The organism is Streptomyces sp. NPDC045026 (genome assembly GCF_056432625.1).
The window spans coordinates 162,039-179,637 of the sequence record NZ_JBWKIS010000009.1 but is presented as its reverse complement, the minus strand read 5'-3'; the positions used below and the strand labels follow the sequence as shown (position 1 = coordinate 179,637).

General features: G+C 70.9%; 15 protein-coding genes. 4 read left to right on the top strand and 11 right to left on the bottom strand.

The features are described from left to right. Nucleotides 1–113: 113 nt before the first annotated feature. A complete protein-coding gene (locus AC07EJ_RS21390) occupies nt 114–737 on the bottom strand; it encodes a CGNR zinc finger domain-containing protein (protein ID WP_389482472.1) in 624 nt (207 codons plus the stop codon). Between the two features lie 50 nt (nt 738–787). Between AC07EJ_RS21390 and AC07EJ_RS21385 the strand changes: the two genes are divergently transcribed. Next, nucleotides 788–1,498, top strand: coding sequence for a leucine-rich repeat domain-containing protein (locus AC07EJ_RS21385; RefSeq protein ID WP_389482474.1), 711 nt, complete (start codon nt 788–790; stop codon nt 1,496–1,498). A gap of 15 nt (nt 1,499–1,513) precedes the next feature. Here AC07EJ_RS21385 and AC07EJ_RS21380 read toward each other — a convergent pair whose 3' ends face one another. The 6 genes from AC07EJ_RS21380 to AC07EJ_RS21355 all read right to left on the bottom strand — a co-directional run bounded on the left by AC07EJ_RS21380 (nt 1,514) and on the right by AC07EJ_RS21355 (nt 7,004). Next, a complete protein-coding gene (locus tag AC07EJ_RS21380) occupies nt 1,514–2,428 on the bottom strand; it encodes a universal stress protein (protein WP_389482477.1) in 915 nt (304 codons plus the stop codon). Between the two features lie 198 nt (nt 2,429–2,626). Further along, a complete protein-coding gene (locus tag AC07EJ_RS21375) occupies nt 2,627–2,869 on the bottom strand; it encodes a DUF397 domain-containing protein (protein ID WP_389482479.1) in 243 nt (80 codons plus the stop codon). Between the two features lie 82 nt (nt 2,870–2,951). Further along, entirely contained in the window at nt 2,952–4,139 is a 1,188-nt protein-coding gene (locus AC07EJ_RS21370) for a thiolase domain-containing protein (protein WP_389482482.1), read from the bottom strand. Continuing rightward, a complete protein-coding gene (locus tag AC07EJ_RS21365; protein WP_393581782.1) occupies nt 4,136–5,182 on the bottom strand; it encodes a thiolase domain-containing protein in 1,047 nt (348 codons plus the stop codon). Before AC07EJ_RS21365 ends, AC07EJ_RS21370 begins: the two co-directional genes overlap by 4 nt. After that, on the bottom strand, nt 5,183–6,139 hold the full coding sequence (locus tag AC07EJ_RS21360) for a Zn-ribbon domain-containing OB-fold protein (RefSeq protein WP_478884719.1): 957 nt from the start codon (nt 6,137–6,139) through the stop codon (nt 5,183–5,185). It abuts the gene before it with no gap. A 28-nt stretch (nt 6,140–6,167) separates the two neighbouring features. After that, entirely contained in the window at nt 6,168–7,004 is an 837-nt protein-coding gene (locus tag AC07EJ_RS21355) for a crotonase/enoyl-CoA hydratase family protein (RefSeq protein WP_389482489.1), read from the bottom strand. Nucleotides 7,005–7,200: 196 nt separating this feature from the next. Here AC07EJ_RS21355 and AC07EJ_RS21350 point away from each other — a divergent pair, with 196 nt between their 5' ends. The 3 genes from AC07EJ_RS21350 to paaK all read left to right on the top strand — a co-directional run bounded on the left by AC07EJ_RS21350 (nt 7,201) and on the right by paaK (nt 11,158). Then, nucleotides 7,201–8,817 carry an acyl-CoA synthetase gene (locus tag AC07EJ_RS21350; protein WP_389482492.1) on the top strand — a complete coding sequence of 539 codons (1,617 nt, stop codon included), beginning with the start codon at nt 7,201–7,203 and terminating at the stop codon, nt 8,815–8,817. 92 nt (nt 8,818–8,909) lie between these two features. Continuing rightward, nucleotides 8,910–9,698: a GNAT family N-acetyltransferase gene (locus tag AC07EJ_RS21345; protein WP_478884718.1), complete on the top strand. Its 789-nt coding sequence runs from the start codon at nt 8,910–8,912 to the stop codon at nt 9,696–9,698. 164 nt (nt 9,699–9,862) lie between these two features. Beyond that, on the top strand, nt 9,863–11,158 hold the full coding sequence (gene paaK / locus AC07EJ_RS21340; protein ID WP_389482496.1) for a phenylacetate--CoA ligase PaaK: 1,296 nt from the start codon (nt 9,863–9,865) through the stop codon (nt 11,156–11,158). A 79-nt stretch (nt 11,159–11,237) separates the two neighbouring features. Here paaK and thrS read toward each other — a convergent pair whose 3' ends face one another. The 4 genes from thrS to AC07EJ_RS21320 form a co-directional block, all read right to left on the bottom strand. Then, complete coding sequence (thrS, locus tag AC07EJ_RS21335; RefSeq protein WP_478884717.1) at nt 11,238–12,623, bottom strand: threonine--tRNA ligase; 1,386 nt, start codon at nt 12,621–12,623, stop codon at nt 11,238–11,240. Between the two features lie 196 nt (nt 12,624–12,819). Then, the gene (locus AC07EJ_RS21330) at nt 12,820–14,361 is read right to left on the bottom strand and encodes an acyl-CoA synthetase (RefSeq protein WP_389482500.1); all 1,542 of its coding nucleotides are present in this window, start codon (nt 14,359–14,361) and stop codon (nt 12,820–12,822) included. A 444-nt stretch (nt 14,362–14,805) separates the two neighbouring features. Then, nucleotides 14,806–16,407: an acyl-CoA synthetase gene (locus AC07EJ_RS21325; protein WP_478884716.1), complete on the bottom strand. Its 1,602-nt coding sequence runs from the start codon at nt 16,405–16,407 to the stop codon at nt 14,806–14,808. Next, on the bottom strand, nt 16,404–17,531 hold the full coding sequence (locus AC07EJ_RS21320) for an NAD(P)H-dependent flavin oxidoreductase (protein ID WP_389482504.1): 1,128 nt from the start codon (nt 17,529–17,531) through the stop codon (nt 16,404–16,406). Before AC07EJ_RS21320 ends, AC07EJ_RS21325 begins: the two co-directional genes overlap by 4 nt. Nucleotides 17,532–17,599 lie beyond the last annotated feature (68 nt).

The window sequence follows — 17,599 nt, the reverse complement described above, 5'->3', positions numbered from 1 at the left end:
CACCACTTCCCGCGGGCACGGTCCGGCCTGCTCACGGGTGTGCAACCGGCCGGGCAGGGGCTTCCGGGCGAACGCCTGCGAGATCACTCAACGGCCTTTGCCCCGCCACGAGTTCAGTCTCCCGCGACGTCCGCGCGGTGCCGCTCGTGATGCCGGGCGACCCGTGCGCGGTTGCCGCAGGACGGCTTGCACCACTCCTGACGGGGATGGTCCTTGAGGAAGTAGCGCACACAGCGCGGGGCGTGGCAGGCGCGCAGCCGCTCGCGGTCGTCGCCCGCGAGGAAGCCGACGGCGGCACGGGCCAGGGCAGCGGTGAGCAGGTCGGCGGCGGCCGCCGGGGGGCGTGCCTCCTGGCGTACGAGGGGGGTGGCGCCGTCGTCCCAGGTGAGGACGGGGACGGTGGGGGCGAGCGCCGCCGCCGCGTTGAGCCTTCGTACCGCCTCGCTCACGGGGAGCAGCCGGTGGGCGTCGGCCGGGCTGGGCTCGCCGGGGCGCACGGCGTGGGCGAAGAGCGCGCGGACGGCGGCCCGTACCTCGCGCACTTCGGCGAGCGCCGTCGCGTCCGCCTCGAACGTGAGGGTGTCCGGCAGCGCCTCGGCGTGCTCCCGCACCCAGGCCGTCAGCCCTTCGGGCCGGTCGAGGTCGTCGGCGACACCGCCGTGCCCGTCGTGGCGGATGGTGAGGGCGAGGTCCAGGGCGAGCGCTGTGACGCGCGGGCCTGTGCTGATGTCACGCATATGGCTAATGATAAGGTCCCGCTCATCCATTAGACCTGAGGGGGGCGGTTGTGCTCTCGTACTGGCGGGCGGGCCTGAGCGACGTACCGGACGAGGTGTGGGAGCACCCCCGCCTGGAGGTTCTCCTCCTGCCCGACAACGCGCTCACCCGGCTCCCCGACCGCATCGGATCGCTCCCCCACCTGCACACTCTCGACCTCGGGCACAACCGACTCACCTCGGTTCCGGACACGCTCGGCGATCTGAGGGGTCTGACCCGCTTCCTCTACCTGCACGACAACGCGCTCACCGCGCTCCCGGACTCGCTCGGCGGGCTCTCGCGGCTGGCCTATCTGAACGTCGGCGAGAACCCGCTCGCCGGTCTCCCGGCATCGATCGGCTCGATGACGGGTCTCGTGGAGCTGCGCGCGCAGCACGCCACCCTCGCCCGGCTCCCCGACTCGATCGGCGGCCTGACCCTGCTGCGCGAGCTGTGGCTGCGCGGCAACCGGCTCACCGCCCTCCCCGATTCCGTACGGCACCTGCGTGAGCTGCGGGAACTCGAACTGCGGGAGAACGCCTTCACCGACGTGCCCGCAGCCCTGCGCGCCCTTCCGCTGCTGCGGCGGCTCGATCTGCGGTCCAACCGGCTTCGCGAGCTGCCCGACTGGATCGCCGCACTGCCCGCGCTGGAGAAGCTGGACCTCAGGTGGAACGACGTGCACGTACCGCCCGCGCTGCTCGGGACACTCACGGCGCGGGGCTGCGCGGTCCTGTACTGACCCTCGGCCTTGTCGTCAGGCCTTGTCGGTCAGGACCGGGGGCACCACCGCGACCGGGCTCGCCGCGTGCAGCAGCACCGCCATGGTCACGGAGCCGAGCATCGGTGCGGGGCGCGTGAAGCTGCGCCGATGGCGGCCGACGATCACGAGCTCGGCGTCGCGGGAGTTCTCGACGAGGTGTCCGGCCGCATCGCCCGGGGCCACGTACAGGTCCGCCTGCACGTCGGGGTGCGCCTCGCGGAACGGGGCCACCGCCGCGTTCACCAGCGTCAGGGTCTCGCGTTCGGCCGCTTCCTGGTCGACGGTCGTGGGCGTGAAGTCGCCGAACGTCGTCCAGGCGAGGGCCGGCCACGGGAACGCGGCGATCACCTGAAGCCGCGCCCCGCCCCGCTCGGCCTCCTCGAAGGCGAAGGCGAGGACGGTGTCGTCGGGCTCGTCCACCTCGACGCCGACGACCACGCGGGGGCCGGGCGGTACGTCGTTGTCACCGTGCACGGAGCGCCCCGGTCGGGGGACCACGACGACGGGGCAGGCGGCATCCCGCGCCGCGGCCACGCCGTTCGAACCGAGCAGCAGACTGGCGAAGCCGCCGCGCCCCCGGGAACCGAGGACCAACAGCTGCGCCTCGGCGCCGAGTTCAGGCAGGACAGCCGCCGGAGCGCCCTCCGATGTCACGTACTCGACCGGTGGCAGTTCGCCTCGCCCGGCCAGGGTGGCGCGCACCTCGTCGAGGACCGCGTCGCCCGCGGGTTCCGGCGGCCCGGACACCAGTACCCCGGGCTGGGTCCAGGGGGCGTACTGGCGCACATGGACGATCCGGACGGGCGCCCCGCGCCTGCCCGCTTCCGTGAGCGCCCATTCCAGGGCGCGCAGGCTGTCTTCGGATCCGTCGACGGCGGCCACGACGGGCAGGGGACGCGGGGTACTCATGTCCAACCTCCGACACCGGGGCACGGTGTCGACGGGCCCCGGCAAGAGCGACTGTTCCTGCCCCCAGCCTCGCGTACACCGGGGCGAAGGGGCAGGGCCGGATGTCGCATGTCGTCGGAAAAGCCGGAAACCTCACCTGACCGCGGCTCGGGCCTGTGCGGCTCGAGGTCAGGCAGAGCGGCTCGGGTCAGCCCCGGCTCAGGTCAGGTCGAACTCTCCCTCGCGTGCCCCCAGCACGAACGCCCCCCATTCCGCGGGCGTGAAGATCAGCGACGGATTCTGGGGACTGTCGCCGTTGCGCATCGCGATGAACCCCTCGACGAAGGCGATCTGGACGTCGCCCCGCCCCTTGCTGCTCGAATGCCAGTCCGCGGCACTCAGATCGAGGTCCGGCTTGTCCCAACCCGCGAGCGTGTGCTGCTCGATGGTGCTTTCGGCCACGTCCGTGCTCCTCCCGGTTCGTCGTCCGCCCGCCAGCCTAGCGATCGGCCCGCGCGGCGGACAGGCCGCGGCGCCGAGCCGTTCAGGACGTGGGCGGCTGCGCGCCGACGAGCCACATCGAGAAGAACTGCGAGCCGCCCCCGTAGGCGTGCCCGAGGACCTTGCGAGCGCCGTCGACCTGGTGTTCTCCGGCCTGCCCCCGGACCTGGAGCGCGGCCTCCGCGAAACGGATCATCCCGGAGGCGCCGATGGGATTGGTGGACAGGACGCCGCCCGACATGTTGACGGGCAGGTCGCCGTCGAGTTCCGTGACGCCCGATTCCGTGAGCTTCCAGCCCTCGCCCTCGGCGGCGAAGCCGAGGTTCTCCAGCCACATCGGCTCGTACCAGGAGAACGGCACGTACATCTCGACGGCGTCGATCTCGCGGCGCGGGTCGCCGATGCCCGCCTGCCGGTAGACGTCGGCGGCGCAGTCCTTGCCGGCCTGCGGTGACACGAAGTCCTTGCCCGCGAACATGGTGGGCTCCGAGCGCATCGCGCCACCGTGCATCCAGGCCGGCGGCTGCGGTGAGCGGGCCGCGCCCGCACGGTCGGTGAGGATCATGGCGCACGCGCCGTCGGAGGACGGGCAGGTCTCGGAGTAGCGGACCGGGTCCCAGAGCATCGGCGAGGACTGGACCTTCTCCAGGGTGATGCCGTGCTCGTGCAGATGCGCGTAGGGGTTCTTCAGCGCGTTGCGCCGGTCCTTGTACGCGACCAGGGAGCCGACGTGGTCGGGTGCGCCGGTACGCCGCATGTACGCGCGCACGTGCGGGGCGAAGAAGCCGCCCGCCCCGGCGAGCAGCGGCTGCGTGAAGGGGATCGGCAGGGACAGGCCCCACATCGCGTTGGACTCGGACTGCTTCTCGAAGGCGAGGGTGAGGACGGTCCGGTGGACGCGGGACGCGACCAGGTTGGAGGCGACGAGTGCGGTGGAGCCGCCGACCGAGCCCGCGGTGTGCACCCGCAGCATGGGCTTGCCCACCGCGCCGAGCGCGTCCGCGAGATACAGCTCGGGCATCATGACGCCCTCGAAGAAGTCGGGGGCCTTGCCGATGACCACGGCGTCGATGTCGGCCCACGTCAACTGGGCGTCTTCCAGGGCTCGTTGAGCTGCCTCGCGGACGAGTCCGGCGATCGAGACGTCCTTGCGGGCCGCGACATGCTTGGTCTGGCCGATACCGACGACGGCCACGGGTTCTTTGTGCGTGGCGTGCCCCGTATTGCTCATCGGGCGTCTCCTTCCAGGACGGCGACCAGGTTCTGCTGCAGGCAGGGGCCGGACGTGGCGTGCGCGAGGGCCCGGTCGGACTCACCACGGTGGATGCGGGCGGCGGCCTCGCCGATCCGCAGCAGGCCCGCGGCCATGACGGGGTTGGCGGCGAGCGCACCGCCGGAGGGGTTCACGGCCACGTGGTCGCCCAGCTTCAGCGCCTTGCGCAGGACGACCTCCTGCGAGGTGAACGGGGCGTGCAACTCGGCGGTGTCCACGGGCCGTTCGTAGGCCCCGGCCCGCTCGGCGGCGAGTCGCGTGGACGGGGAGTCGGTGAGGTCGCGGACGCCGAGACTGTGCGCCTCGATGCGGTGGTCCATGCCGCGGATCCAGGCGGGCCGCTCGCACAGTTCGCGCGCCTTGTCACCGGCGGCGAGGATCACGGCGACGGCGCCGTCGCCGACCGGCGGGCAGTCGCCCCTGCGCAGCGGCTGCACCTCGTAGTCGCCCTGCGGCACCGAACCCTTCACCTGCGCATGGGAGTTGGTGCTCGCCGACTCGCGGCTGCGGGCCGCGATCCCGGCGAGCGCGGGCTCGTCCGTCTCCCCCGCGTCGATCAGCGCCTGCGCCTGGAGTGCGGCGAGCGCGACGGAGTCCGGCCACAGCGGGGCCACGTAGTACGGGTCGAGCTGGCGGGTGAGCACATCGCGCACGGAGCCGGGCGAGGACTTGCCGTACGAGTAGACGAGCGCGGTGTCGACCTCGCCGGTGAGCAGCTTCACCCAGGCCTCGTACATCGCCCAGGCCCCGTCCATCTCCACGTGCGACTCGGAGATCGGCGGCCAGGCGCCCACGCCGTCCAGGGTCATGGTGAACGAGAAGGCGCGGCCGGCGAGATAGTCGGAGGAGCCGGAGCAGGTGAAGCCGATGTCGCTGGCCCTGAGGCCGGTCTGGGCCAGCACCTGGTGCAGCACCGGCATCACCATGTCGACCTCGGAGAGTTCGTCGGTGGTGCGCAGATGATCGCTCTGCGCGAAGGCGACGATCGCTACCTCTCGCATCTACACCAGCTCCTTGTACGTGTCGTAGTCGGCGTCCGGTTCGCCGGTGGGCCGGTAGTGGTCGGGGTAGCGGCCGCCCTCGGTCCACACCGGCTCGACCCTGAGGCCCATCCGCACCTGGTCGTACGGGATGCCGGCGATGCGGCCGTGCAGGGCGAGGTCGGCGCCGTCCAGCGCGATGTGGGCGTAGACGTAGGGCAGTTCGATGTCGAGGTTCTTGGCCTTGACGTTGACGATGCAGAAGGTGGTGACGGTGCCGGCCGGACCGACCTCGACCCGGTCGGTCGTGGCGACGCCGCACGTGGGGCAGGCGCCGCGCGGCGGGACGTAGACCTTGTGGCAGGACGGGCAGCGTTCGCCGACGGTGCGCCGGTCGGCGAGGGCGTTGATGTACGCGGTCTGGGCGCGGCCCGGGGAGTACACGTAGTCGAGCCGGGCCGCTGCGACGATCCCGGTGACCGGTTCGTCGAACTGCCCGTCGTGCGCGGCGGGTTCGACAGCCGCCGCCTCCGCCCCCTCCGCGTCGGATGGCTCGAAGCAGGCGATGTCGGTGATGGCACCGGTGCGTTCGGCGGCCCAGCGGACGCGCACGCGCATACCGGTATGCACGGCGTCGGGGCCGGGTGCGTCGAGGGCGTGCAGGAGGGCGGTGTCGGCGCCGTCGAGGCGGACGAGGACCCAGGCGAAGGGGGTGGTGAGGGGCTGGCCGCGGCGGGGCTCGTGGTTCCAGGCCCAGGTGGTGACCGTTCCGGTGGACTCGACCTCGACCAGGTCGCGGATCTCCGCGGCGGTCACCGGGTCGTACTCGACGGGCGGCACGAGGACCTTGCCGTCGGCCGCCTTCACACCGAGCACGGTCTGCTCGCGCAGCCCGGTGAGGAAGGCGCTCTGGACGGGGCCGAGCGAGCGGGTGAAGGGGAACTCGACGACGAGCGGGGCTTTGAGGACTTCGGGCACTTCATGACTCCTTGGCGGTCGGAGGGCTTCACGCGCGCCGGTAGACGGCGGGACGCTTCTCGGCGAAGGCCCTGGGGCCCTCCTTGGCGTCCTCGGTGGCGAAGATCGGCCAGCCGCGCTCCAGTTCGGACTTGAGGCCGTCGGTCTCGGTCATCTCGGCGGTCTCGTACACCGAGGCCTTGACCGCCTCCACCGCGAGCGGGCCGCAGGCGTTGACCTGCTCGGCGATCTCCAGGGCCCTGTCGAGGGCGGTGCCGGCCGGGACGACACTGCCGATCAGCCCGATGGAGAGGGCCTCGGCCGCGCTGTAGTGCCTGCCGGTCAGCAGCATCTCCAGGGCGTGGGTGCGCGGGATCTGGCGCTGCAGCCGCACGGTGGAACCGCCGATCGGGAAGAGGGCGCGCCTGACCTCGGAGAGGCCGAAGGTCGCGGTCTCGGCGGCGACGCGGATGTCGGTGCCCTGGAGGATCTCCGTGCCGCCGGCCACGCAGTAGCCCTCGACGGCGGCGATCACGGGTTTGCGGGGCCGGTGGTGGCGCAGCATCGCCTTCCAGTGCAGGTCGGGGTCGGCCTTGAGGCGGTCCCGGTACTGCTCGCCCTCCATCCCCTTGCCGGCCAGGGCCTTGAGGTCCATGCCGGCGCAGAAGGTGCCGCCCGCTCCGGTCAGGACGACCGACCGGATCGCGTCGTCCTCGTCGGCGGCGACCCATCCGTCGTAGAGGCCGACCAGCATCGGCAGCGAGAGCGCATTCTTGGCCTCGGGCCTGTTGAGCGTGAGCACGAGGGTGGCGCCCTCGCGTCGCACCGCGAGGTGTTCCGTCCCGTGGCCCGCCCCGTGTCCCGCGTCGTGTTCCGTGCCACCCATGGCCGTACTCCCGTCTCGGATGCGTCTCGGATGCCGCGCACGTCTCGGATGCGAGAACAGGTTGCAGTAGCCGGGTGGCCAGTTCAAGAGTTTTCTGACAGTCAGTCAGATTTCTTGTGCGAGGGCCCTTCCCTGTTCCCAGCGGCTCTGCTGAGATGACGGCCACATCGAGATGGCGCCTGGGTCAGGAGGAGCGGTGGAGTACAACCTTGCCGACCTGTTCGAGTCGGTCGTCGACGTGGTCCCCGACCGCGAGGCGCTCGTGCACATCGACCATCCCGGCACGGGCGCCGAGCGGCGGCTCACCTATGCCGAGCTCGACGCGGCCGCCAACCGCCTCGCGCACCATCTGATCGACAGCGGGATCCGCCCCGGCGAGCACCTGGGCCTGCACCTCTACAACGGCATCGAGTACCTCCAGACCGTCCTCGCCTGCCTCAAGGCGCGGATCGTCCCGGTCAACGTCAACTACCGGTATGTGGAAGAGGAGCTGGTCTACCTCTACCGTGACGCGGACCTCGCGGCGCTGGTCTTCGACGCCGAGTTCACCGAACGCGTCGCGGCCGCCCAGCCACAGACGGAGAAGCTGCGCCACCTCGTGCGCGTGGGGACCCCGCCGTCCGGCGCGCCGCCGGTCAAGGCAGTGGACTTCAAGGAGGCGGAGGCCGCCGGCTCAGCGGAGCGCGGGTTCGGGCCGCGCTCGGCCGACGACCTCTTCATCATCTACACGGGCGGCACGACCGGTATGCCCAAGGGTGTGATGTGGCGCCAGGAGGACCTGTTCTTCTCGGGGCTCGGCGGCGGCGCGCCCACGGGCGAGCCGGTGAGCAGGCCCGAGGAGCTGTCCGAGCGCGTCGCGGCCGGCGGCGACGGGATCACCTTCTTCCCCACCCCTCCCCTGATGCACGGCACCTCCACCCTCACCGCCTTCATCGGCTTCAACTTCGGCCAACGCCTCGTCATCCACACGAAGTTCGTGCCCGATGAAGTGCTGCGCACCATCGAGAAGGAGAAGGTGACGAGCGTGTCGCTCGTCGGGGACGCCATGCTGCGGCCGCTGATCGACGCGCTGAACGGGCCGATGAAGGGCACGGACTGCTCGTCGATGTTCAGCGTCTCGTCATCGGGCGCGATCATGTCGGAGACCGTGCGCGCCCAGTTCCAGGCACTCGTCCCGAACGTGATGCTCCTGAACAACTTCGGCTCCTCCGAGTCCGGCTTCAACGGCACGGCGACGGACGACTCGGGCCCGGAGAAGGGTTTCCGTCTGCGGGTCAACTCCCGTACGCAGGTGGTCGATCCGGCGACCTACGAACCCGTGGCCGCCGGGGAGCCGGGCCGTATCGCCCAGCGCGGGCACGTCCCGCTCGGTTACTACAACGACCCGAAGAAGACGGCCGAGACCTTCTTCCAGAAGGGCGAAGAGCGGTGGGTACTGCTCGGGGACATGGCGACGGTCGACGAGGAGGGCATCGTCACGGTCCTCGGGCGCGGCTCGCAGTGCATCAACACGGGCGGCGAGAAGGTGTACCCGGAAGAGGTCGAGCAGGCGCTGAAGTCGCATCCCGACGTGTACGACGCGCTGGTGGCCGGGGTGCCCGACCCGAAGTGGGGCAATCACGTCGCCGCGGTGGTCCAGGTCCGCGAGGGCGCGGCGCCGCCCTCGCTCGACGACATCCAGAACCACTGCCGCACGCGTCTCGCCGGCTACAAGATCCCCCGCCAGCTGGTCCTGACCGACCACATCCAGCGCTCGCCCAGCGGCAAGGCGGACTATCGGTGGGCGCGGGCGGTGACGGCGGACGGGGCGTAACCAGACACAACGACAGATCCCGACGGGACGCGGCCTCGCACCGGTACACAATCCGGTTGCCGCCCCCGTCGTCCCGGTGCTGGAGTGACCGGATGGATCATCAAACAGTGTTGCCCCTGTTCGACCGGCAGCTGAGGCGGGACGCCAAGCCCGACGGCCTTGGCGCGCGGGTCGAGCGGGTGGACGGCGTGGTACGGCAGACCGGCGCCGAGGGCGGCTGGAGCGGCGTCGTGTGGTCGGACCTCGACGAGAGCTCGGCGGACGCGGCGATCGCCGCCCAGGTGCGCCATTTCACCGGGCTCGGGCGCGAATTCGAGTGGAAGGTGTACGGGCACGACCTTCCGTCCGACCTTCCTCGGCGGCTCACGGCCGCCGGATTCGTCCCCGAGCCCCTGGAGACGCTCCTCGTCGCCGAGGTCGCGGACCTGCCGACGGACGTCCCGCCTCCCGAAGGGATCCGGCTGCTCCCCGTCACCGACGAGGCCGGAGTCGGCCTCATGGCCGAGGTGCACGACAAGGCGTTCGGCAGGAGTCTCGGCCTCACCCGGCACCAGCTCCTGGCCCAGCTGGCCGCGGACCCGGACGCGGTGCCCGCGGTGCTCGCCCTGGCCGGGGACGTGCCGGTGAGCGCGGCCCGCATGGAGACGCACCCGGGGACGGACTTCGCGAGCCTGTGGGGCGGCGGCACCGTCGCCGAGTGGCGCGGGCGCGGCATCTACCGCAGCCTCGTCGCGTTCCGCACCCGCATCGCCGCCGACCGCGGCTACCGCTACCTCCAGGTCGACGCCTCCAGCATGAGCCGCCCCATCCTTCAGCGCCTCGGCTTCGCGGCGCTGAGCACGACGACTCCATACGTCCACGAGGCCGCCGGTGACGCCTGAGGGCGCACCGCCGGCGATTGAGTCCGTCCCGCCTCTTGACGCCTGGCCCCGCCCCTTGAATTACTGGCCCTGAACGGATCAACCGAATGATCGGTCGACCGAATCGCCCGTTATGTCGCTACGGGTGGACGGTCGGCCCCCAGGGCTCGGGAGTGCGGTCGACGATGACAGAACTACTGGACGCGGGGGAACGGCTCAGCCCGGAGGAACTGCACGCACAGCAGCTGGAGAGGCTGCGGGCGACGCTGCGCCGCGTGTACGAGAGGGTGCCGTTCTACCGCGCGTCCTTCGACCGGGCGGGCGTACACCCAGAGGACTGCCGCTCGCTCGCCGATCTGGCCCGCTTCCCGTTCACCACGAAGGCCGACCTGCGGGACAACTACCCGTTCGGGATGTTCGCCGTGCCGGACACGGACGTGCGCCGGCTGCACGCGTCCAGCGGCACCACGGGCCTGCCCGTCGTCGTCGCCTACACGGAGAACGACCTCTCCATGTGGGCCGCCATGGTGGCGCGTTCCCTGCGCGCAGCGGGTGCCCACCCCGGCAACAAGGTCCACGTGGCGTACGGATACGGCCTGTTCACGGGCGGGCTCGGCGCACACTACGGTGCCGAGCACCTCGGCTGCACGGTCATCCCCGCGTCCGGCGGCATGACCGCCCGGCAGGTGCAGCTGATCCAGGACTTCCGCCCCGAGGTCATCATGGTCACCCCGTCTTACATGCTGACGATTCTCGACGAGTTCGAGCGCCAGGGCGTGGACCCGCGCGGCACGTCCCTCAAGGTCGGGGTCTTCGGCGCCGAGCCGTGGACGGAGGAGATGCGCCGCGAGATCGAGGAACGCTTCGCCATCGACGCCGTCGACATCTACGGCCTCTCGGAGGTGATCGGCCCGGGTGTCGCCCAGGAGTGCGTCGAGACGAAGGACGGGCTGCACATCTGGGAGGACCAGTTCTATCCGGAGGTCGTCGACCCGATCACCGGCGAGGTCCTGCCGGACGGCGAGCAGGGCGAGCTGGTGTTCACCTCGCTCACCAAGGAGGCGATGCCCTTGATCCGCTACCGGACACGGGACCTGACCCGGCTCCTGCCCGGCACGGCCCGCCCCTCCTTCCGCCGCATGGAGAAGGTGACGGGCCGCAGCGACGACATGGTCATCCTGCGCGGCGTGAACCTCTTCCCGACGCAGGTCGAGGAGATCGTCCTGCGCACTCCGGGCGTCGCCCCGCACTTCCAGCTCCGGCTGACCCGCGAGGGCCGCATGGACGCCCTGACGGTACGCGCGGAGGCTCGCGGCGACGCGACCGCCGCCGAACGCGACGCGGCGGCCCGCGCCATCGCGACCGGCGTGAAGGACGGCATCGGTGTCTCGGTGACGGTGGAGGTCGTGGACCCTGAGACGCTCGAGCGGTCGGTGGGCAAGATCAAGCGCATCGTGGACCTGCGGGAGCGGGAGGGGTAACCCGCCGTGCGGAGGCGGGAGGGGTAACCCGCCCTGCGGAGGCGGGCGGGGTAACCCTCCCTCATCGGCCCCGACTCCGTCAGCTCACCTCGCTCCACAGGTCGTGCCGGTACGCGCCGACGACTGCCCCGATCCTGGCGAGCGCCTCCTCGGCGGGCAACGGGGCGGGGCGGCGGCCGTCACGCAGGCGCAGCGCGACCCGACCGTCCGCCGCCTCTCTCGCGCCGATGACCGCCTGGTACGGCACGAGCCTGGCCTCCCGGACGCGGGCGCCCAGGGTGCCGCGGTCCGGGCCCGCGACCTCCGCCCGCAGCCCCAGCTCGGCGCACCGCCGCGCGAGGGCGTCGGCGTGCGCAAGCTCAGCGTCCGAGATCGGCAGGATCGCCACCTGGGTGGGCGCGAGCCACGCCGGGAAGGCGCCGCCCTGCTGCTCGACGAGGTGCGCGACGACCCGCTCCACGCTGCCGATGATGCTGCGGTGGACCATCACCGGACGGTGCTTCGCGCCGTCCGGACCGATGTAGTGCAGGTCGAAACGCTCGGGCTGGTGGAAGTCGACCTGGACGGTGGAGAGGGTGGACTCGCGGCCCGCGCCGTCGGCGACCTGGACGTCGATCTTGGGCCCGTAGAACGCGGCCTCGCCCTCCGCGGCCTCGTAGGCGAGACCCGACCGGTCGAGGACCGCGGTGAGCAGCGCGGTGGAGCGCTGCCACATCTCGGGGGCGGCGACGTACTTCCCGCCGGGGCCCGGCAGTGAGAGCCGGTAGCGCGCCGGGGCGATGCCGAGCGCCTCGTAGGCCCTGCGGATCATCTCCAGGGCCGCCTGCGCCTCGTCGGCCACCTGGTCGAGGGTGCAGAAGATGTGCGCGTCGTTGAGCTGGATGGCCCGTACGCGGGTCAGTCCGCCGAGCACGCCCGACAGCTCGGAGCGGTACATGCCACCCAACTCCGCCATACGCAGCGGGAGTTCTCGATAGCTGTGGGAGCGGGAACGGTAGATCACGGCGTGGTGGGGACAGAGGCTGGGCCGCAGGACGACCTGCTCGCCGCCCAGGTCCATCGGGGGGAACATGTCGTCGCTGTAGTGGGACCAGTGCCCCGAGATCTCGTACAGCTCGCGCTTGCCGAGGACCGGCGAGTACACGTGCCGGTAGCCGGCCCGCTGCTCGGCGGTGCGGATGTACTCCTCGAGGGTGTGCCGTACCGCTGCGCCGTCGGGCAGCCAGTAGGGCAGTCCCGCGCCGATCAGGGGGTCGGTGCCGAAGAGGCCGAGCTCACGGCCGAGCCTGCGGTGGTCGTGCTTCGGACCCTCGGATTGGTGGCTCTCGGGCTGGTGCCTCTCTGGCTTGTGGCTCTCTGGCTTGTGGCTCTCTGGCTTGTGGCTCTCGCGCTTCGCGTGATCTTCACTGCGCTGGTCGTGGTTCTGCTGGTCGCGCTTGTGCTGGTTCTGCTTCTGCTCGTTCATCTGGGGATTCCTCGCGGTCGTCGGGCGAGTGGTCCCACGGCGAAGCCCCGGGGCACTCGCCCCGGGGCTTCGGACTGAGACAGCTGTCAGCGCGCCGGGACACTCTCCGGCGTCGTCGTCATGGCAGCTGCGCGTCGCTTCATGGTCGGACCGTAACAGGGCCCCGGCCACCTCCGCTCGTCATTTTCCGGCGGGCTCAGTGCGCCGTACGGAACCGGTCCCGCAGCTCCCGCTTGAGGATCTTGCCGCTGGCGTTGCGCGGGAGTTCGTCCACGAAGACGACCCGCTTGGGCGCCTTGAAGTGGGCGAGCCTCTCGCGGGCGTGGGCGATGAGTTCCGCCTCGCTGACCTCGCCGCCGCGCACGACGACGGCCGTGACGGCCTCGATCCATCGTTCGTCGGGCAGTCCGATGACGGCGGTCTCGGCCACCTGCGCGTGCGTGTAGAGCGCGTCCTCGACCTGGCGCGAGGCGACGAGCACTCCCCCGGAGTTGATGACGTCCTTCACGCGGTCGACGACGGTGAAGTAGCCCTCACCGTCGCGCACGGCGAGATCTCCCGAGCGGAACCAGCCGTCGCGGAAGGCCGCCTCGGTCTCCTGTGGCTTGCCCCAGTAGCCGTCGCACAACTGCGGTGAGCGGTAGACCACTTCACCCGCGGTGCCGTCCGGCACCTCCTTGCCGTCCTCGTCGACGACCCGTGCCTCGACGAACAGGACGGGCCGCCCGCAGGAGTCCATCCGGCCCTCGTGCTCGTCCGGCCCGAGGACGGTCGCGAGGGGCCCGATCTCGCTCTGGCCGAAGCAGTTGTAGAAGGCTAGTCCGGGCAGGCGCGCGCGGAGCCGTTCGAGGACCGGCACCGGCATGATCGACGCGCCGTAGAAGGCCTTGCGCAGGCCGCTCAGGTCCCGGGTGGCGAAGTCCGGGTGCTGCGACAGGCCGATCCAGACGGTGGGCGGCGCGAAGAGGCTGTCGCCGGCGCCCGCCTCCACCAGGTCGAAGATCTTCGCGGCGTCCGGGGCGTCGAGGATCGTGTTCTGCGCGCCGACGGCTAGATAGGGCAGCAGGAAGACGTGCATCTGCGCCGAGTGGTAGAGCGGCAGGGAGTGGACGGGCCGGTCCGTCTCCCTGAGGCCGAGGGCATGGATCGCGCTGACGTACTCGTGGACGAGCGCCCGGTGCGACATCATCGCCCCCTTGGGCAGCGCCGTCGTGCCCGAGGTGTACAGGAGCTGCACCAGGTCGTCGGCGTCCGGCTGCGGACCGTCGTACGGCTCGGCGGAGGGGATCCGGGCGAGCAGGGACTCGTCCGCGTCGCGCAGGGCCAGGGTGCGCACGCCTGAGGGGAGCCGGTCCGTCAGGCCGGGGTCGGTCAGTACCAGTGCGCAGCCGGACTGACCGACGATGTAGGCGAGGTCGTCCCCGGTGAGGCTCTGGTTGACCGGCACGTGCACGAGCCCGGCGCGTGCGCACGCCAGGAAGCCGATCAGGTACGCGTCCGAGTTGTGCCCGTAGGCGCCGACGCGGTCCCCTCGTCCGAGACCGAGGCCGCGCAGCACGCCGGCCGCGCGCGAGACGGCCGCGTCGAGTTCGGCGTACGTCCAGGTACGCGCGCCGTAGCGGACGGCGACGCGTTCGGGGGCGCGCCGTGCGCTGCGGCGCAGCGTCCCGTCGACCGTGCTGGCACGTACGTCTCGTTCATTGCTGACACCCGTCATGGCATTGCTGACACCCGTCATGGCGCGATCCTGTGCCCCGTCCGACGCGAAATCAAGGCACGTGATGCCGGCCGACGCGAAAGTGCGCCGACATCGGAAGTGTCAGTGCTCAGCACGCCGGCGCCCCGGCTTCGGCGGTGCCGGGACAGGCCGTCGGACCCGGACAGCCGAGCACCGCTTCATCTCGTGCGCCGTCAACTACCCGGTCGTGGAACGACCGGGCTTGCTGCTCGAGTCATCACTGGCTGTGATGGGTTCGGCTGCGTCCAGGACTCACGCGATGAGGGTGGCTCCGCAGCCGGGATGGCCAGCGGCACATCACGGCGACGCTCCGCGTCACACCCCGTGGATACGATTCCTCCCGGGCGTGAACGCCCAGGGTTCCTCACAAGAATCCGCTGAACGACGGGAGCGGCCCGGGGATCTCTCCCCGGGCCGCTCCTCCGTCACACCTCCGCCCGTGGATCACATCGCGCGCGTACGGCCCTCCCAATACGGGTCGCGCAGGCGGCGCTTGTAGAGCTTGCCGTTCGGGTCGCGCGGCATCGTCTCGATGAAGTCGACGGTCTTCGGCCGTTTGTAGCCTGCGAGTTGGCGCTCGCAGTGGGCGAGGATCTCGGCGGCGAGCGTGTCCGAGGCCGTGTGTCCCTCCGCAGGTTCGACGACCGCCTTGACCTCCTCGCCCCAGTCGTCGTTGGGGATCCCGAAGGCCGCGGCGTCGGCGACGGCCGGGTGGGTGAGGAGCGCGGACTCGATCTCGGCGGGGTAGATGTTGACGCCGCCCGAGATGATCATGTCGATCTTGCGGTCGCGGAGGAAGAGATACCCGTCCTCGTCGAGGATGCCGAGGTCGCCGACGGTGAAGAAGTCGCCGATGCGGTTCTTCTTCGTCTTGGTCTCGTCCTTGTGGTACGAGAATCCGCCGGTGCTCATCTTCATGTAGACGGTGCCGAGTTCGCCGGGCGGCAGCCGGTTGCCGTCGTCGTCGAACACGGCGAGTTCGCTGATGGGCCAGGCCTTGCCGACCGTGCCGGGCTTCTTCAGCCAGTCCTCGGCGGTGGCGAACGCGCCGCCGCCCTCACTGGCCGCGTAATACTCCTCGACGCTGTGGCCCCACCAGTCGATCATGGCGCGTTTGACGTGGTCGGGGCAGGGCGCGGCGCCGTGGATGGCGTGCCGCATCGCCGACACGTCGTACGCGCTCCTGACGGATTCGGGCAGGGCGAGCAGGCGGTGGAACTGGGTCGGCACCATGTGCGTGTGCGTGCACTTGAAGGTGTCGATGAGGCGCAGCATGTCCTCGGGGGTCCACTTGTCCATCAGGACGAGGGTGTGCCCGATGTGCAGGGACGCGCCCGCGAACTGGAGCACGGCCGTGTGGTAGAGCGGCGAACAGACCAGGTGGACGTTGTCGTCGAACGGCTTGATGCCGAAGATGCCGAGGAAGCCGCCGAGGTAGGTCTCCTCGGGAAGTTTGCCGGGCAGAGGGCGGCGGATGCCGCGGGGGCGGCCCGTGGTTCCCGAGGTGTAGTTCATGACCCAGCCGAGCGTGCGGTCGTCCGGCACCGACTCGGGCTGCCCGTCGAGGAGTTGGGAATACGGGCGGAAGCCGTCGATGACTCCTACCGCGTACCGCTGTCCTGCAGGCAGTGCCGCCTCGTCGGCGGCGGCAACGGCCTGTTCGGCGAAGCGCTCGTGCGCGACGAGGACCTTCGCTCCGGAGTCGGCCACGATCCAGGCGATCTCGGGGCCGACCAGATGGTGGTTGACCGGGACGAGGTAGAAGCCGGCCTGCGAGGCGGCGAGGAACGCGGTGAAGAACTCCACCCCGTTGGGCAGGACGACGGCGAACGCGTCGCCTCGTTCGAGCCCGGCCGCGCGCAGACCGTGCACCAGTTTGTTGACGTCGGCATGCAGCCGGCCCGCGGTCCACTCCTCCCCGTCGGGTGCGACGAGGACGGTGCGGCCGGGATCCTCGGTGGCCTGGGCCCAGAATCCGTTGGGGGGAGTGCTGTTGGAGGGAGTGCTGTTGGAGGGCGTCCTGTTGGGGTGGGGGCCTGTGTTCACGACTGGCCGCTCCTTCCTGCGATGCGGTTGATCCGGTCGACGGCGCGCTCGAAGCCGCGGGTGAGGTCGTCGAACACGGCCTGAACGGGGCGTTCGCTCGTCATCCGGCCGACGATCTGCCCGACGGGCGTGCCGAGCAGCGGATCGACCTCGTACTTCTGGATACGCGAGACCGCCTCGGCGACGAGCAGCCCCTGGAGCGGCATGGGCAGGGTGCCGGGGCCCGCCGGGTCGTCCCAGGCGTCGGTCCACTCCGTGCGGAGCTGGCGCGCGGGCTTGCCGGTCAGGGCGCGGGAGCGGACGGTGTCGCCGGAGCCGGCCGCGAGGAGTTTGGCGGTGAGTGCGCGGGAGTGGAGGTCGGCCTCGGTGGTGGTGAGCCAGAGGGAGCCGAGCCAGGCGCCCTGGGCGCCGAGCGCGAGGGCAGCCGCGATCTGTTCCCCGCTGCCGATTCCGCCGGCCGCGAGGACGGGCAGTGGCGCCACGGCGTCGACCGCTTCGGGCGTGAGCACCATGGACGCGATCTCGCCGGTGTGTCCGCCGGCCTCGTAGCCCTGCGCGACGACGATGTCGATGCCGGCGTCCGCGTGTTTGCGGGCGTGCCGTGCGCTGCCCGCGAGGGCGGCCACGAGCACGTCGTGCTCGTGGGCGCGCCGGATGACGTCGGCGGGTGGTGAACCGAGCGCGTTGGCAAGGAGTTTGATCGGGTAGTCGAAGGCTACGTCCAGCTGGTTGCGGGCGACCTGCTCCATCCAGCCCGTGATGCGCCAGCCCGATGCCTCGCCCTCGGCGAGCTCGGGCACACCGTGCTTGGCGAGGGTGTCTCTGACGAACTGGCGGTGTCCTTCGGGGATCATCGCCTCGACGTCGGCCTCGGTCAGTTTCTGGTGGTTCGGACCCTCGGCCTTCTTCGCGGGCATCACGACATCGAGACCGTAGGGTGCGCCGTCGACGTGTTCCTGCATCCAGTCGAGATCTCGGGCCAGGTCGTCGGGTGCGGTGTAGCGGACCGCGCCGAGCACGCCGAACCCCCCGGCCCTGCTGATGGCGGCGGCCACCGCCGGGAAGGGCGTGAAGCCGAAGATGGCGTGCTCGATCCCCAGTTTCTTGCTCAGCTCCGTCTGCATGGGCGCAGAATGCCGCACTCCTCCGAACGAGGGAAGACACTTTCTGATGCTGCGTCAGATTTCTGCGA

Excerpts from the sequence above, each read along its gene's own strand:
- AC07EJ_RS21370 (WP_389482482.1), bottom strand. The coding sequence starts at position 4,139 with ATGAGCAATACGGGGCACGCCACGCACAAAGAACCCGTGGCCGTCGTC.
- AC07EJ_RS21320 (WP_389482504.1), bottom strand. The coding sequence starts at position 17,531 with ATGCAGACGGAGCTGAGCAAGAAACTGGGGATCGAGCACGCCATCTTC.
- AC07EJ_RS21390 (WP_389482472.1), bottom strand. The coding sequence starts at position 737 with ATGCGTGACATCAGCACAGGCCCGCGCGTCACAGCGCTCGCCCTGGAC.
- paaK (WP_389482496.1), top strand. The coding sequence starts at position 9,863 with ATGACAGAACTACTGGACGCGGGGGAACGGCTCAGCCCGGAGGAACTG.
- AC07EJ_RS21330 (WP_389482500.1), bottom strand. The coding sequence starts at position 14,361 with ATGACGGGTGTCAGCAATGCCATGACGGGTGTCAGCAATGAACGAGAC.
- AC07EJ_RS21345 (WP_478884718.1), top strand. The coding sequence starts at position 8,910 with ATGGATCATCAAACAGTGTTGCCCCTGTTCGACCGGCAGCTGAGGCGG.
- thrS (WP_478884717.1), bottom strand. The coding sequence starts at position 12,623 with ATGAACGAGCAGAAGCAGAACCAGCACAAGCGCGACCAGCAGAACCAC.
- AC07EJ_RS21365 (WP_393581782.1), bottom strand. The coding sequence starts at position 5,182 with ATGCGAGAGGTAGCGATCGTCGCCTTCGCGCAGAGCGATCATCTGCGC.
- AC07EJ_RS21355 (WP_389482489.1), bottom strand. The coding sequence starts at position 7,004 with ATGGGTGGCACGGAACACGACGCGGGACACGGGGCGGGCCACGGGACG.
- AC07EJ_RS21380 (WP_389482477.1), bottom strand. The coding sequence starts at position 2,428 with ATGAGTACCCCGCGTCCCCTGCCCGTCGTGGCCGCCGTCGACGGATCC.